Source organism: Gemmatimonas sp., from assembly GCF_036405635.1.
Lineage (GTDB): Bacteria > Gemmatimonadota > Gemmatimonadetes > Gemmatimonadales > Gemmatimonadaceae > Gemmatimonas.
Window position 1 is genome coordinate 1 of sequence record NZ_DASWXE010000227.1, and the last position, 13,130, is coordinate 13,130.

The window sequence follows — 13,130 nt, forward strand, 5'->3', positions numbered from 1 at the left end:
GGATTGGTGACAGTGACAAAACTGTCACCACAGGCGGACGCGCCCAGGGCCACCAGGGCTCCAGCAGTGGTGCGCGTAACCGCGCGTACGATCTTCTTCATGATCTCTCGCGGTTAGAAGTTGAAGTTGAAACGGAGCACCGAGCGACGCGGCACCGGCGCAGTCAGGAAGTCTTCGCGCGAGAAGCCGTTGCTCTGGGCGTTCAGCTCGGGATCGAAGCCCGAGTAGTCCGTCCACAGCTTGATGTTCTGCATGGCGAACGTCACCGACACGTTCTGCAGGCGGTTGGCCACCTTGCGGGTGAGCGACTGCGGCACCGAGTAGGTGACCGAAAGTTCGCGGAAGCGCACGAACGAACCGTCTTCGATGAAGCCCGAGCGCGCGTCATTGACGGGCACCGCCGAGCCGTCCTTCTCGGAGACGAACGGACCGAAGCGGCGAATGCGGTCTTCACGCGACATCATCGTGGTGTCGAGGAATACGACCGAATTGCCGATCTGCGTTTCACGGAAGAAGCGCGTGTTGTTGAACACCGTGAAGTTGCGCTTGGCGTCGATCAGGGTCGACACACGCAGGTTCTTCATGATGGTGAAGTTGTTGGTGAAGTTCCACTCGAGCGTCGGGTAGATGTTGCCTACCGGCGTCAGGGTGTCCGTCACCACCGCGCGACCATTCTGCAGATCCACGCTCTTCACCGTCTTCGCCACCATCACGCCAAGCTGCTGGCCCTGCAGGATACGGCCCGTGCCGCTACCCGGAGCCGCGAACGGCGACTGGCCACCAAGGCTGGTGATTTCGTTCTTCAGCGTGTTGGCAGCACCACGCAGGTCCCAACGGAAGTTGGGGGCGTTGATGGCCTGCACGTTCACCGCGACTTCCGTACCGGCGTTCAGCACGCCACCGAGATTGGCCAGCGGGTTGGCATTGTAGCCAAGCGACGGCGGGATCGGGCGGGCGATGATGAGATCGGTCGTCTTCTTGTTGAAGTACGTGAGCTCGAGCGAGATGCGGTTGTTCAGGAAGCCGGCGTCGATACCGGTTTCGAACTCGGTGCCGCGCTCCGGCTTGAGGTCGGTGTTGCCGGGGTTGCCGTACACGGCACCTGCACCGGTGGTGCCGACGATGTTGAACGCCGAGGACGCCAGCGTCTGGAGCGCATCACCCGCCTGCGGTGAGCGACCAGTGGTACCCCACGAGGCACGCAGGCGCATCGTGTTGATCACACCCGAAAGCCCCTGGAAGAAATCTTCTTCGCCAATGGCCCACGAGCCGCCGATCTTCGGCAGCACGAAGGTGGGGGCATCGTTACCGAACGACGAGTTGCGGTCGACGCGCACACCAAGCCGCAGGAAGCGGCGGTTCAGGTGGCCGACCTGCAACTGACCCAGGTAGCCGTACTGGCGCTGTTCGGTGAAGCCGCTGTTGCCGGTGGTGGTGGCCGCGTTGTTGACCGAGTTACCAGCGTTGGTGAGGAAGCCGATACCCTGCGCCACCACGTTCTGGTTACGCGTGGAGATCGTCTGCAGACCGAAGGACAGGTTGGTCTCCCAATCCGGGCCCCAGTGTTTCTTCATGTTGCCGAGGTAATCGAACGTGTAGCGTTCGATGGCGCGGGACGTCTGCGTGTTGCTGCCGCCGTCGGTCAGACCGCCGTACCAGAGGCTGTCATTCTTGGGCGAGAAGGCCGTCTGCAGGTCGGTGGCGTAGTCCATGCCACCCGTGAAACGATTGGTGAACCACTCGGTCGGCGTGTAGTTGGCCGTGATCGACGTGGTCGCACGCTTCGTCAGCAGGTTGGCGTCGATCGCGTTGATCGCGTTGTAGTGACGCTGCGAGTACCAGCCGTCGGGCGTGGCCGCGCGATTGGCCGCATCGCTGACGGTGGTGGGGCGACCGAGGAGCAAACCACCCAGCCAACCGAAGATGTTGTTGTCGTTGTTCGGCAGGCGCGTCTTCGTCTGCACCAGGCCCAAACCCACGTCGAAGTTCAGCTTCTGGTTCGCGACGTAGTTGACGTTGGTGCGGACATTGTAGCGGTTGAAATTGCCGTTGGGCAGCACGTCCGTGGAGTTGTCCGAACCATACGACAAGGAGAAGCCGTAGTTCTGGCCGCCGCCGCGGATGCCGTAGTTGAAGATCTGCTCTTCACCCTTGCGGAACACGTCCACACGGTCGAGCGGGCTGTCGTTCACCAGCGTGCCCACCGCCTGTCCACGGCAGAGGGGGTTGGTGCTCGTGGCGGCAATGAGCGCCGCGGTGCAGCGGCCGTAGTTGCGCGGCAGCTCAACATGATCCACGCTGGCCTGGCCGCGCTCGAAGCGCAGCGTCTGCTGGAAGCTGTTGGAGCCCGCGCGACCCTTCTTGGTGATGATCTGGATCACGCCGGCCGAGGCATCGGCGCCATACAGCGTGGCGGCAGCCGGGCCCTTCACGACTTCAATGCTCTCGATTTCTTCGGGATTGAGGTCGTTGAAGCGGTCGAACGACTGGCCACCGGTACCGGCCGCGACCTGGCCTTCATTGACGCGCACACCGTCGATGAAGATGAGCGGCTGGTTGGACAGGTTGATGGACGACGCGCCGCGGATGCGGATGGTCGTCGCCGTGCCCTTGGTGCCGGACATGCCGCTCAGCGCCACGCCGGGGACGCGCGACTGAAGCATGTTGGCCACGTTGGTGACCGGAGCGTCCTTGATGACGTCGGCGGCCGAGACGGAGGCCACGAGCGCGGACTGGGCCTTACGCTCCTGGTTGCCAGCCGTACCGGTGACCACGACTTCGGAGAGGTTGATGACCGACTGCGCCATCTCGAGGTTGAGCGTGACCGTCTCGCCGGCGGCGACGCGGACCGTGTCCTGCTTCAGGCGGTAGCCGATGCGGAATGCGGACACCGTGACAGCGCCCGGACGAACGTTGATCAGGCGGAATTCGCCATCACGTCCAGTCTGCGCTTCGAAGGTGGTGCCCGTGATGACGACACGGACGTCGGCAATGGGCAGTTTGGTGGCGGCGTCGGTGACCTTGCCGGCAATGGTGCCCGTCTGCGCCTGAACAGCGCGCAGCGGAGCAGCAAAGACCATGAGGGCGGCGACGGCCACCAAGCGACGGGTGATCGCTCGGTGGAACATCAATAGTCTCCTTCCGGGGGTTGATGAATCGACAACACTGTACCAACAGCTACAGGCGTCGAGTCGTCACGTGGTGAGGGGGTGGGACCAACAGTTGAGCTGCTCACCCACGTGATGTGGCGCATTGCGCTGGGACAGGGGCCCAGTCAATGCCCCCGAAATCTTAGTGGGGGGACCAGCGGCGTGCCTACTGTTCAGCCCCTTTCATGTGCGTTTTTCCGGGACGAGTCGCCATGGGCTTCCATATGACCGTGCACGGTGATATCACGCGCCATAGTGCTGAATAGGGGAAAAACTGCTTGACGTCGCCGGTACCCTGTCGCACGTTGCCCACGTCGAAGGGTCGGTTGCAAAGCAGAGCCGGCCTTCCTCTCGGCGATCCGTGCCCGGTCCCCTTCCTGCCGGCATGGTTCGCGGATCCCGCCCGCCTGCGATGACACCATACGTCACGTTCCTACTGTACTTCGGCGCCATCGTCGGGTTTGTCGGTCTGGCGCTCGCGCTGAACGCGATCTTGGGGCCGAAACCGGCCATGACGTCCACCAAACTCGAACCCTTCGAGTGTGGGGCGACCATCGTCGACGTCCTCAACGTGAAGGCGGTGCCGATCAAGTACTACGCGGTGGCCATCCTGTTCTTGCTGTTCGATCTCGAGACCATGTTCCTCTTCATCTGGGCGCTCGGTGCGCGCCCGCTGACGGGGTTCATGGTCTTCACCTTTTTCCTGTTCACCGCGCTGCTGGTGCTGTGCCTGCTGTATGTGTACCGCGCGCGGGTGCTGGACGCCGTGACGGAGTGACCATGTACGGCAAGCAACTACCAATCGTGGATGTGACGAGACCGGCGACCGCCGGATCCGCCACCCCGGGAAAACATGCGACGTTCGAGTATCTGACGACGCGCAAAGACGAACTGGTGGGGTGGGCGCGAAAATTTTCGCTCTTTCCTTATCCCTTCGTCACTGCCTGCTGCGCCATGGAGTTCATGGCCGTCAGCGCCTCGGCCTACGACACCGACCGGTTCGGGGCCGCCCTGCCGCGCTTCTCGCCCCGCCAGGCCGACCTGCTCATGGTCGTGGGTACGGTGACCCAGAAACAGGCACCCATCCTGCTCAAGGTCTACGAGCAGATGTGCGAACCGAAATGGGTGATGGCCTTCGGGGTGTGCGCCAGCACGGGTGGGTTCTATCAGAACTACGCCTCCCTGCCGGGCATCGATCGCATCATTCCGGTCGACATCTACGTTCCGGGCTGCCCGCCACGCCCCGAAATGGTGATCGACGGGATCATGCGACTGCAGGAAAAGATCGCCAACGGGCGACACCCCATCATCAACGACCGTTTCTGATCGTGACCGCGCCGATTTTCGCGCAGCTCGAGCAGACGCTCCACGAGCAGATGGTGACCGCCACGGGGGACGACGCCCAGGCGGACACCCCGCTGTCCGCCGCCCGACCCGTCCGGTCTCTCGGCGTGCAACGCGGCATCCTGGTGCTCGAACTGCTCCCTGACGCCCTGCTGGCCGTCGCGCGCCGTCTCCGCGACCACTTTGCCTTCGACCTGTTCCTCGATGTAACCGCCGTGGACTGGCTGGGGCAGACGCCGCGGTTCGAAGTGGTCTATCACTTCTATTCCTCGACCCATCACGTGCGCGTGCGCCTCAAGCTGCGCGTGGACGAGGCGGCGCCCGACGTGGAGACGCTGACGTCGTTGTACGGGTCCGCCGGATACATGGAACGCGAATGCCACGACATGTATGGCATCGTGTTCCGTGGCAACGCCGACCTGCGCCCCATCCTTCTATATGAAGGGTTCTCCGGGCACCCGCTGCGCAAGGACTACCCCAAGCAGCAGGAGCAGCCACTCGTGCCGTACCGTCCGCCGCAGGGTGCCCTTGTCCGCTAGCCCCATCCTCCAGCCGCCGATCGCCAACCCCGTCTCCGCCGCCTTCGGGCCGTCGCGTGAGGACACGGTGGTGGTGAACATCGGCCCGTCGCACCCCGCCACCCATGGCACGGTGCAGATCATCGCCGAGCTCGATGGTGAAAAGGTGCTGCGCACCGACGTGCACTGCGGGTACCTGCATCGGGGTTTCGAGAAGGAGTGCGAGGATCACACCTGGCACAACCTCATCCCGTATGTCGACCGCCTGAACTACTGCTCGGCGCTGATCAACAACTTTGCGTATTGCGAAGGTGTGGAGCAGCTGATGGGCATCGAGATCACGCCGCGCACCAAGTACTTGCGCACGCTGCTCTCGGAGTACTCGCGGGTGGCTGACCACCTCACCTGCGTGGCGGCCTCGCTCATGGAGCTGGGCGCCATGACGGCGTTTCTGTATCTCGTCACGGTGCGCGATGCGATGTACGAGCACCTCGCGGCACTTACCGGCGCCCGGGTGACGTACTCGTACGGCCGGATTGGTGGACTGGCAGCCGACGTACCCGATGGGTGGTTCAAGCGTCTGCGTGAGATCCTGCGGGATTACGAGCAGTACGCGGAGCGCGTGCATGGTCTGGTCGATCGCAACCGCATTTTCATCGATCGGCTGCGTCGCGTAGGCACGCTGACCACCGCCGAGGCGTTGCACTGGGGGTTCACCGGCCCGGTGCTTCGCTCCACGGGTGCCAAGCAGGATCTGCGGAAGGACACGCCGTACCTGGCGTACGCCGAACTCGATTTCGATGTGCCGGTGGGCATTCTCGGCGACAACTACGATCGCTACTACGTGCGCATGCGTGAGATGGACGAGTCGGTGTACATGATTCGCCAACTCATGGACATGATCCCCGAGGGACCGATCAATGTGGACGATCGCCGCTGCGTCTTTCCGGAGAAGCAGCTGGTGTACACGGAGATCGAGTCGCTGATCAATCACTTCAAGCTGGTGATGGAAGGCCCGGTGGTGCCGGCCGGCGACGCCTATGTGGCACACGAGGGCGCCAACGGAGAGCTGGGCTTCTACATCGTGAGCACGGGCGAAGGGGTGCCTCACAAGGTGCATGTGCGCTCGCCCAGCTTCGTGCATATGGGCGGCGCCCACCGCATGCTCGATGGGTACCAGCTCGCCGACATCGTCACCACGTTCGGCTCGATCAACATGATCGGCGGCGAGTGTGACCGATGATCAAACCGACGTCGGAGAAGATGCAGAACATTCAGCACCTGATCCCCGAGTTCGAGCGCTGGAAGGAACGCTATCCGTCGGACTTCACGGGTTCGCTCACCATCCCGTGCCTGCGCCGCATCCAGGAAGAGCGGGGCTACATCGCCGACAGTGATATCGACGAACTGGTGGCCTACCTCGGCGTGCCGCGCATGCAGGTGGACGAGGTGATCGCGTTCTACACGCAGTTCACCCGTGAACCCCTGGGCACGCATCACCTGCAGGTGTGCCACAACCTGTCGTGTTCCCTGCGTGGCGCCGAAGGGCTGGTGGGCTACTTGTGCAACAAGCTGGGCATCCAGCCGGGTGAGACGACTGCAGATGGCAAGTTCACTTTGAGCACCGTGGAGTGTCTCGCGTCGTGCGGCACCGCGCCCATGATGATGGTGAACGACACGTACCATGAGAACCTCACGCCGGCGACCGTGGATGCGCTGCTCGAGGACCTCACGCGATGACGGCGCCCGATAGCACCACACCCGCGTTCCCCGCACTCAGTGGCCGGAAGTATTTCATGAACTTCCCGGTCACCGACACGTCGCATTCGCTTGAGGCGTACAAGGCGCGCGGTGGCTATCAGTCGCTGCACAAGGCGCTGACCAGCATGCAGCCCACCGATGTCACCAAGGAAGTCTCGGCATCGGGGCTGTTGGGGCATGGAGGCGCCGCGTTTCCGGCCGGTCGCAAGTGGGGCGTCATCAAGCTCACCGACGGGGAGCCGCACTATGTGTGCATGAACGCGGACGAAGGCGAGCCCGGCACGTTCAAGGATCGCTGGCTGCTCGAGCATGTGCCGCATCTGTGCATCGAGGGGCTCATCCTCGCGTCGTACGCCATCATGGGTCGTCACGCGTTCATCTACATCCGTGGCGAGTTCGACCTGCCATACCGCCGGTTGCGTGACGCGATCGAGGAGGCGTACGCGGCGGGTTTGCTGGGCGAGAACATTCTCGGCACGGGCTACTCGCTCGACATCGTGCTGTATCGCGGCGCTGGCTCCTACGTGTGCGGCGAAGCGTCGGCGATGCTTGCGTCGCTAGAGGGCAAGAAAGGCTGGCCGCGCAATCGCCCGCCCCGACTCACGGTGAAGGGGTTGTATCAGCGCCCCACCGTCGTGAACAACGTGGAAACGCTGGCCAACATTCCCGCCATTGTTGGCGAAGGTGGCGAGGCGTTCCGGAAAGTTGGTCTGCCCAAGAGCCCGGGCACGCAGATGATTTCCATCTCTGGACACCTGGTTCGCCCGGGTGTTTACGAGATCGAGTACGGCTACTCGTGGGAGAAGTTCATCTACGAGGATTGTGGTGGCATTCTCGGTGGCCGCGGCCTCAAGTGCGTGATCCCGGGCGGTGTGTCCACAAAGATTCTCGACGCCAACGAGCTCAAGGGACGCACGCTCGATCACAACTCGGCGCTGGCCGCTGGGTCGCAGATTGGATCAGGCGGCATGATCGTGATCGCCGAAGGCACCTGCATGGTGCGCGTGGCGCGTGTGATCCAGCGGTTCTATCACCATGAGTCGTGCGGTCAGTGTACGCCGTGCCGAGAGGGCATGGGGTGGATGGAGCGCATTCTCGACCGCGTCGTGCGCGGAGAGGGCAGGCCGGAGGATATCGACCGCCTATACCACATCTCCAACGCGAACGACGGCACCACCATCTGCAGTCTTGGTGACTCGGCCGGCTACGCCTGCTCGGCCATCCTCGATCATTATCGTGAGGAGTTCGAGTACTTCATCACGCACGGACGCTCGATGTACGACGGCAGCCTGACGGTGGAAGATCCGTTTGCCGCCGTGGGAGCGACCGCATGAGCGATCGCATGAGCGAGAAGATTCTCGACTTCTTCATCGATGGGCATCCGGTGACGGCCAAGGACGGCCAGACAGTCATCCAGGCTGCCCGTGAGCATGGCTTTGATGTGCCGCACTTCTGCTGGCATCCACAGCTGTCGGTACCCGGCAACTGTCGCATCTGCATGGTGGAAGTGGAGCAGGACAACGGTGATCCGTGGTTCGATATCGGCTGCAACATGCCGGTGACGGCGGGCATGCGGGTGCTGCTCAACTCGGAGAAGGTGAAGACGCTGCGGAAGGACACCATGCAGTTCATCACCCTCAACCATCCGGTGGACTGCGGGATCTGCAGCAAGTCCGGCGAATGCACGCTGCAGGACTACCACTACGAGCACAACGGCGCGGCGTCGCTGTCCCGCGACAGGAAGAATGTCGCGACCAAGTTCTATCCGTTGTCCGACCGCATCATGCTGGACAACGAGCGCTGCATCATGTGCACGCGTTGTGTCCGGTTCACGAATGAGGTTTCGAAAACGCGGGCGCTTGGTGCGGTGCATCGCGGCGATCATTCGCTGATCCGCCCCGCCGAAGACGCGAACTTCAACGACGACGTGTACTCGGACAATGTCATCGACATCTGTCCGGTGGGCGCGTTGCTGTCGCGTGAGAATATCGACAACTCCCGTGTGTGGTACACGGAGGCTACTCCCTCCGTGTGCCCGGGCTGTGAGCGCGGCTGCAGCATTGATGTGTGGCATCGCCGGAAGGCCTGGGCCTTCAAGGCGCTGGACCCCAAGCTCAATACACGCATCGAGCGCGTGACGCCGCGCGAGAATCCCGAGGTGAACGGGCCGTGGGTATGCAACAAGGCCCGCGATCTGGCGCGCATCTTCGAGCGTCCGCGTGCGGAGCAGCCGATGGTGGCCGGTGGCCCCGTGGATCGTGCGGAAGCGATCGCTGAAGCTGCGCGACTTCTGGGCGGTGCGAAGAAGGCCGTGGCGCTGGTCTCCAGTTGGGGCTCCAACGAAGAACTGGCGGCGTTTCAACAGACCATCGCGGCATCGCTGGGTGCGCGACTAACGTCGTGGGTGAAGTCCGATCACCAGCCGATGCCAGGCGAGGTGGTGGAGGATGACATCCTGATCAAAGCGGACAAGAATCCCAACCGTCGTGGCGCGCTGGCCCTGTTCCCGGGGTTGCCGGACAACGGTCTGGCGGCGATCCCGACGGATGCCGATGTGGTCCTGGTGTGGGGCGAGGGTGTGCCTGCCACGTCGCTGCCGGCCGGGGCGCAGGTGATCCGACTCGATAGCTATGCGTCGGATGACAACGCGACCGCGCGGGTGTTTCTGCCCATCAGTGTGCAAACGGAGCGCGCGGGGCACTACACGAATTTCGAGGGCAAGATCAGCGCCTTTGCCCAGAGCTTTTCGGCGGCGCCCACGGTGAGTGACGCGGAAGTGCTGTTTGGCATGTTGGTGTCGGCCGAAGCCCGCAGCGGTGCGCGCCAGAAGGTGTCGGCATGAGCAGCGCACTGCCGGACCTCGTGATGGCGCTCGTCTTCATCGCCTACTCCATGGTGATGTTGCTGAGCTTTGGTGGGCTGCTCACCTGGGTGGAGCGCAAGCAGTCGGCGGTGATGTCCGACCGCATCGGCGCCAACCGTGCGTACATCCGCATCCCCTTCACCAACATCAAGCTGGTGTGGATGGGGCTCTTTCACGGTATGGCCGATGGCGCCAAGATGCTGCTGAAAGAGAACTTCAAGCCGAACGCCCACGACAAGCTGGGATACTTCCTGGCACCGTTCGTGGTGTTCACGCCGGTGCTGCTGGTGTTTGCGGTGGTGCCGTTTGGTGGCACGATCGATCCCGGCGCGCTGTTTCCTTCGCTGGCCAATTGGTTCGGCGGTCGCACCTATCCCATGCAGATCGCGCAGCTGGATGCGGGGCTGCTCGTGGTGTTCGCCTTCAGCGGCCTCACCATCATCGGTGCGATGCTTGCTGGCTGGGCGTCAGAGAACAAGTTCTCACTGCTCGGTGGCCTGCGCGCCGGCTCGCAGATGATCTCGTACGAGCTCGTCATGGGGCTCACGGTGATGGGGCTCATCCTGATCTACGGTACGGTGGACCTGGGCTCCATCGTGCGTCAGCAGTCGGGGCAGCTATTGGGTGTGCTGCCGGCGTGGGGGGTGTTCCAGCAGCCGTTGGCGGCGTTCCTGTTCCTCACGGCGGCGATCGCCGAGAACAAGCGTATTCCGTTCGACTTGCCGGAGGCAGAGTCGGAGCTGGTGGCCGGGTACTTCACGGAATACAGCGCCATGAAGCTCGGACTGTTCATGTTCTCCGAGTTCATCCAGATCGCGATCGTGGCGGCGCTGTTCTCCACGTTGTTCCTTGGCGGCTACAACCTGCCGTTCATGAGCGACGCCGGCTTCCTGTTGCCGGGTGGGCGCGAGATCGCACTGAGTCAGGGTGTGCGCGTGCCGCTGCAGATGCTGACGTTCCTTGGCAAGGTGGCTTTGTTGTGCGTGGTCCAGATCCAGATTCGCTGGACGCTGCCGCGCTTCCGGTATGACCAGATGCTGGGCCTGTCGTGGAAGTTGCTCCTGCCCGTCTCGGTGGCGAACCTGGTGGCCACGGTGCTTGTGCAGTGGTGGCGTGGAGGTGGGGCATGAGCACGCCGGATATGGAGAAGGGCAGCGCGCCGCGGGTGCAACCGGTGCGTTATGCCCGCAAGGAGTATTGGAACGAGCCCACCATGAACTGGTGGGAGAAGGCGTATCTGCCGGAGGTGCTGCGCGGTCTTGCCATCACCACCGGCGTGTTCCTGCGCAACATGGGCAAATGGATCACTGGCCGGCGTGGCGCGGTGACCACGTACTATCCCGAGGAGCGTCGGGCGGATTTTGCGCCGCGCAATCGTGGCAAGCACGTGCTCACGCAGCGTCCGGACGGATCGGTACAGTGCATCGCGTGCAACATGTGCGCGACCGTGTGCCCGGCGAAGGTCATCGAAATCGAGCCCGGTTTCGATATGAACGATCCGGCGCATCCCAAGTATCCGGTGCGATTCGAGATCGACTATTCGCGGTGTGTGTTCTGCGGGATGTGTGTGGAGGCGTGCCCGGAAGACGCCATCCGCATGGAGCCGGACGTGCCGAATCTCGTGTCCGACGATCGCTACAACATGTGGATGACGATGGATGAGATGATGACGTGGCGTCCGCAGTCGGATGTCGCCAAGCCCTATCCGCCCAAGCCGGTGTCGCTGACGCGCGCCGCACGGTCGGAGGGAGGTGCACCATCGAAACATTGATCCTGGCCGTCTTCGGCGTACTGGCGCTGGTGAGTGCGGCGTCGATGCTGGTCCTGAAAGAGCCGATGCGCGTGGCACTGGCGCTGATCACGTCGATGATGTCGCTGGGCGCGATCTACGGATTGCTCGGCGTGCACTTCATCGCCGCGTTTCAGGTCCTGATCTACGTCGGTGCCGTCATGGTGTTCATGGTCTACGTGATCATGCTGTTGCAGGTGCGTGAAGCGCCCGGTCACCGGCGCTATTCCAACCTGCTCGTGCCGGGACTCGTTGGCGGTGCGTTGCTGCTGGGCGCACTGGCGGTGGGCATGTCACGGCCCGGCGTGCCGCAGGCCGCGTTGCCCGATTCGTCGCAGTCGTTTGGGCTGACGGCATTCTCCACGGCGTTCCTGCAGCAGTACTGGCTGGCGTTCGAGCTGACGTCGGTGTTCCTGGTGGCGGCGATCGTCGCGGCGCTTGCGGTCATCGGCGTGAGCCGACGGGCGGGAGGGAGCACTCGTGGATAAGGTGACGATGCTCCTCTGGCTGTCCGGGGCGCTGTTCGTGTTTGGCTTGTTGGGCGTGGTGATCCGCCGCAATGCGCTCGTCATGCTGATGTGCATGGAGCTCATGCTCAACGGCGTGAACCTCAGCCTCGTCACGTTCTCGCAGCAGCGGGGCGATGCGGCGGGTGCGGTGATGGTCTTCCTGGTGTTCGTGGTGGCCACGGCGGAGGTCGCGTTGGCGATTCCGATCGTGTTGCTGCTGGTCAAGCATGCGCGATCGCTGGATCTCGATCGTTTCTCCGAGCTCAAGGGCTGACCCGGCATGTCGCACACGCTGGCGCTCATTGCGCTGCTTCCGCTGGTCGGGTTTCTCCTCAATGGCACGTTCGCCACAGCACTGGGCGGTCACCGGTTCGGACACCGCACTGCCGCGCTGATCGGCTGTGCGGCGCCGCTGGCTTCGTTCGCGCTGACCATCAGTGCGTTTCTGGCGCTGCAAGCGAACGGCTTCACACCGGTGGTCGAACCGCTCTATCGCTGGGCGACCCTGGGTGAGAACACCTTCGACATCGCGTTCTACTTCGATCGCCTCAGCGCGATCATGACACTCATCGTGACCGGTGTGGGGTCGGTGATCCACATCTACTCCACCGGCTACATGCACGACGACAAGAGCTTCGGGCGCTTCTTCGCGTACCTGAATCTCTTCCTGTTCTTCATGCTCCTGTTGGTGCTGGGCCGGTCGATGCTGGTGCTGTTCGTGGGATGGGAAGGCGTGGGACTGGCCTCCTATCTGCTCATCGGCTTCTGGTTCGACGATCTGGCCAACGCCGCTGCGGGTCGGAAGGCGTTCATCACCAACCGTATCGGTGACGCCGGCTTTCTGCTCGGCATGTTCCTGCTGTACCGCGCGTTCGGCACGCTGGACATGGACACCATCAACGGTGCGCTGGCGGCGGGGCAGGGCGCGATGATTTCGGTTGGTCTTGTGGCGCTATTGCTGTTCGTCGGTGCCACGGGCAAGTCGGCGCAGATCCCGCTGTACGTGTGGCTGCCCGATGCCATGGCCGGTCCGACGCCCGTGTCAGCGCTCATCCACGCCGCCACCATGGTCACGGCGGGTGTGTATCTCGTGGCGCGCATGTCGGGGGTGTATGTACTGGCCCCCGATGCCTCGCAGGTGATGGCGGTGATCGGCGTGCTGACGGCGTTCTTTGCCGCGACTATCGCGCTTGTGCA

Annotated in this window: 13 protein-coding genes; 12 read left to right on the forward strand and 1 reads right to left on the reverse strand. The window is 63.2% G+C overall.

Going from position 1 to position 13,130, the window contains the following annotated elements; genetic code table 11:
- Positions 1–113: 113 nt before the first annotated feature.
- The gene (locus VGE27_RS17910; protein WP_331051048.1) at positions 114–3,128 is read right to left on the reverse strand and encodes a SusC/RagA family TonB-linked outer membrane protein; all 3,015 of its coding nucleotides are present in this window, start codon (positions 3,126–3,128) and stop codon (positions 114–116) included.
- 433 nt (positions 3,129–3,561) lie between these two features.
- On the opposite strand from VGE27_RS17910, the gene VGE27_RS17915 reads away from it, so the two are divergent.
- The 12 genes from VGE27_RS17915 to VGE27_RS17970 form a co-directional block, all read left to right on the forward strand.
- Positions 3,562–3,927, forward strand: coding sequence for an NADH-quinone oxidoreductase subunit A (locus VGE27_RS17915; RefSeq protein ID WP_041265508.1), 366 nt, complete (start codon positions 3,562–3,564; stop codon positions 3,925–3,927).
- 2 nt (positions 3,928–3,929) lie between these two features.
- Complete coding sequence (locus tag VGE27_RS17920) at positions 3,930–4,475, forward strand: NADH-quinone oxidoreductase subunit B (RefSeq protein ID WP_331051049.1); 546 nt, start codon at positions 3,930–3,932, stop codon at positions 4,473–4,475.
- Positions 4,476–4,477: 2 nt separating this feature from the next.
- Positions 4,478–5,032: an NADH-quinone oxidoreductase subunit C gene (locus VGE27_RS17925; RefSeq protein WP_331051050.1), complete on the forward strand. Its 555-nt coding sequence runs from the start codon at positions 4,478–4,480 to the stop codon at positions 5,030–5,032.
- Positions 5,016–6,254: an NADH-quinone oxidoreductase subunit D gene (locus VGE27_RS17930; protein ID WP_331051051.1), complete on the forward strand. Its 1,239-nt coding sequence runs from the start codon at positions 5,016–5,018 to the stop codon at positions 6,252–6,254. Before VGE27_RS17925 ends, VGE27_RS17930 begins: the two co-directional genes overlap by 17 nt.
- On the forward strand, positions 6,251–6,751 hold the full coding sequence (gene nuoE / locus VGE27_RS17935) for an NADH-quinone oxidoreductase subunit NuoE (RefSeq protein WP_331051052.1): 501 nt from the start codon (positions 6,251–6,253) through the stop codon (positions 6,749–6,751). Before VGE27_RS17930 ends, nuoE begins: the two co-directional genes overlap by 4 nt.
- Complete coding sequence (nuoF, locus tag VGE27_RS17940; protein ID WP_331051053.1) at positions 6,748–8,106, forward strand: NADH-quinone oxidoreductase subunit NuoF; 1,359 nt, start codon at positions 6,748–6,750, stop codon at positions 8,104–8,106. Before nuoE ends, nuoF begins: the two co-directional genes overlap by 4 nt.
- On the forward strand, positions 8,103–9,614 hold the full coding sequence (locus VGE27_RS17945) for a 2Fe-2S iron-sulfur cluster-binding protein (protein ID WP_331051054.1): 1,512 nt from the start codon (positions 8,103–8,105) through the stop codon (positions 9,612–9,614). The genes nuoF and VGE27_RS17945 overlap by 4 nt, the downstream gene beginning before the upstream one ends.
- A complete protein-coding gene (locus VGE27_RS17950) occupies positions 9,611–10,765 on the forward strand; it encodes a complex I subunit 1 family protein (RefSeq protein ID WP_331051055.1) in 1,155 nt (384 codons plus the stop codon). Before VGE27_RS17945 ends, VGE27_RS17950 begins: the two co-directional genes overlap by 4 nt.
- Positions 10,762–11,406, forward strand: a complete 645-nt coding sequence (locus VGE27_RS17955) for an NADH-quinone oxidoreductase subunit I (protein ID WP_331051056.1) — start codon at positions 10,762–10,764, stop codon at positions 11,404–11,406. Before VGE27_RS17950 ends, VGE27_RS17955 begins: the two co-directional genes overlap by 4 nt.
- Positions 11,403–11,912, forward strand: coding sequence for an NADH-quinone oxidoreductase subunit J (locus tag VGE27_RS17960; RefSeq protein ID WP_331051057.1), 510 nt, complete (start codon positions 11,403–11,405; stop codon positions 11,910–11,912). The genes VGE27_RS17955 and VGE27_RS17960 overlap by 4 nt, the downstream gene beginning before the upstream one ends.
- A 7-nt stretch (positions 11,913–11,919) precedes the next feature.
- A complete protein-coding gene (nuoK, locus tag VGE27_RS17965) occupies positions 11,920–12,207 on the forward strand; it encodes an NADH-quinone oxidoreductase subunit NuoK (protein WP_331051058.1) in 288 nt (95 codons plus the stop codon).
- Positions 12,208–12,213: 6 nt separating this feature from the next.
- Positions 12,214–13,130, forward strand: a 917-nt coding sequence (locus VGE27_RS17970) for a proton-conducting transporter membrane subunit (protein ID WP_331051059.1), incomplete at its 3' end; no start/stop codon positions are given.

Coding starts and splice junctions, on each gene's coding strand:
- VGE27_RS17910 (WP_331051048.1), bottom strand. CDS start 3,128: ATGTTCCACCGAGCGATCACCCGTCGCTTGGTGGCCGTCGCCGCCCTC.
- VGE27_RS17915 (WP_041265508.1), top strand. CDS start 3,562: ATGACACCATACGTCACGTTCCTACTGTACTTCGGCGCCATCGTCGGG.
- VGE27_RS17920 (WP_331051049.1), top strand. CDS start 3,930: ATGTACGGCAAGCAACTACCAATCGTGGATGTGACGAGACCGGCGACC.
- nuoE (WP_331051052.1), top strand. CDS start 6,251: ATGATCAAACCGACGTCGGAGAAGATGCAGAACATTCAGCACCTGATC.
- nuoF (WP_331051053.1), top strand. CDS start 6,748: ATGACGGCGCCCGATAGCACCACACCCGCGTTCCCCGCACTCAGTGGC.
- VGE27_RS17945 (WP_331051054.1), top strand. CDS start 8,103: ATGAGCGATCGCATGAGCGAGAAGATTCTCGACTTCTTCATCGATGGG.
- VGE27_RS17950 (WP_331051055.1), top strand. CDS start 9,611: ATGAGCAGCGCACTGCCGGACCTCGTGATGGCGCTCGTCTTCATCGCC.
- VGE27_RS17955 (WP_331051056.1), top strand. CDS start 10,762: ATGAGCACGCCGGATATGGAGAAGGGCAGCGCGCCGCGGGTGCAACCG.
- nuoK (WP_331051058.1), top strand. CDS start 11,920: ATGCTCCTCTGGCTGTCCGGGGCGCTGTTCGTGTTTGGCTTGTTGGGC.